This window comes from Rhizobium sp. BR 317 (genome assembly GCF_047445835.1).
GTDB classification, from domain to species: Bacteria; Pseudomonadota; Alphaproteobacteria; order Rhizobiales; family Rhizobiaceae; genus Rhizobium; species Rhizobium paranaense.
This window is the reverse complement of the sequence record NZ_JARWLB010000141.1, coordinates 1-1,214: the sequence shown is the minus strand read 5'-3', so window position 1 is coordinate 1,214 and position 1,214 is coordinate 1. Positions and strand designations below refer to the sequence as shown.

The 1,214-nt window shown below is 56.8% G+C and carries 1 protein-coding gene; it reads right to left on the bottom strand.

Annotated features, from left to right (window positions below; all coding sequences use genetic code 11):
* The coding region (locus tag QD357_RS32355; RefSeq protein WP_414126089.1) for a LysR substrate-binding domain-containing protein at positions 1-822 on the bottom strand (822 nt) is incomplete at its 3' end.
* Between the last annotated feature and the right edge of the window lie 392 nt (positions 823-1,214).

The following is a 1,214-nucleotide window of genomic DNA, read 5'->3' as shown; positions in this document are numbered from 1 at the left end:
TAAGTACACGAGACTATGGCAATTGATGCTGGGGCCTTCCAGGCCAAACGGCGCAACGAGCCTCCCGCTTTTCAGATCTTGCCGGACGAGTATGAGGCTTTCCAGGCAAACGCCAAGTCCATCCGCGGCCGCATTGATGGACATGAAAGATCTATCGAAACGCAGCCCCCGATCCATGTTGAGCCTCACACCGTGGTAGTCGGCCCAATCCTGCCAGCGATAGAGGTTCACTTCGGAGTGGATGAGCGGAAATCTGGCGAGATCCTGCGGTGAGCGTATTCCGTTTGCGCCCTCGACCAACGATGGGGCGCACAGGACCACTATTGGCTCGGGCGGGAAGGGCTCGACGGCGATGCCAACCTCCACGGGCTGCGTTCCGTAGCGGATGTCTATATCGACGTTGCCGGTCCTGAGCTCGGCCGGGTCACCAGAAGCGTGCAGTCGAAGATCGATCTCCGGATAGCGGGCGCTAAACCGGGCGAGGCGAGGCATGAGCCACTGCGAAGCGAGACTGACAACCGAATGGATATTCAGAATGTCACTTTTGCCCTTCTTCGTGAAATTGCGCGTGGCGCTCTCGATCCTTCGAAAGGAGGCGCTGATCTCTTCAGCGTAAGCCCTTCCCGCGTCAGTCAGCATGATTGAACGCCCGGAGCGATGAAATAAAGCAATTCCGAGCTCCGAATCCAGCGCGGCCATTTGATGGCTCACGGCCGAGGGGCTGATGCTCAGTTCCTCGGCGGCTTTTCCAAAAGATCCAAGACGTGCGACAGCTTCCAACACCTGTAGCGATCGCAGCGAAGGAAACTCCAACGCGCTCATCACCCCTCCTCCCCGTTTATGCGTGCCTCGCCACCTTTCTTACTTGAGACATTCAGTACGCTGGAGGACGCCCTTCCTCTATATTCCATGAGGAAATTTAACGCAAATGATGCATTTGTTGAGATGCATTCATGCATTGACCGATGGAATTCGCTTGTCCGGATGAAGCGTTTTTAACACTTTGCCCTTCGGAACGGCCTTTGCGCCGTTCTTTGCTAAGGGAGGAATGCATGGCTGAACGGGTGATCTCCGTGTCCGGCGCGCCGTACGACGGGCATAGCAGAGAGGCCGCACTGGAGAGCGCGGCAACCCTCGGGTTCACCCATTTCGAGCCGGCCTTTATCGTTGGATATACAGAACCCTTCGATGAGACCGCCTTCACACCTTCCGAG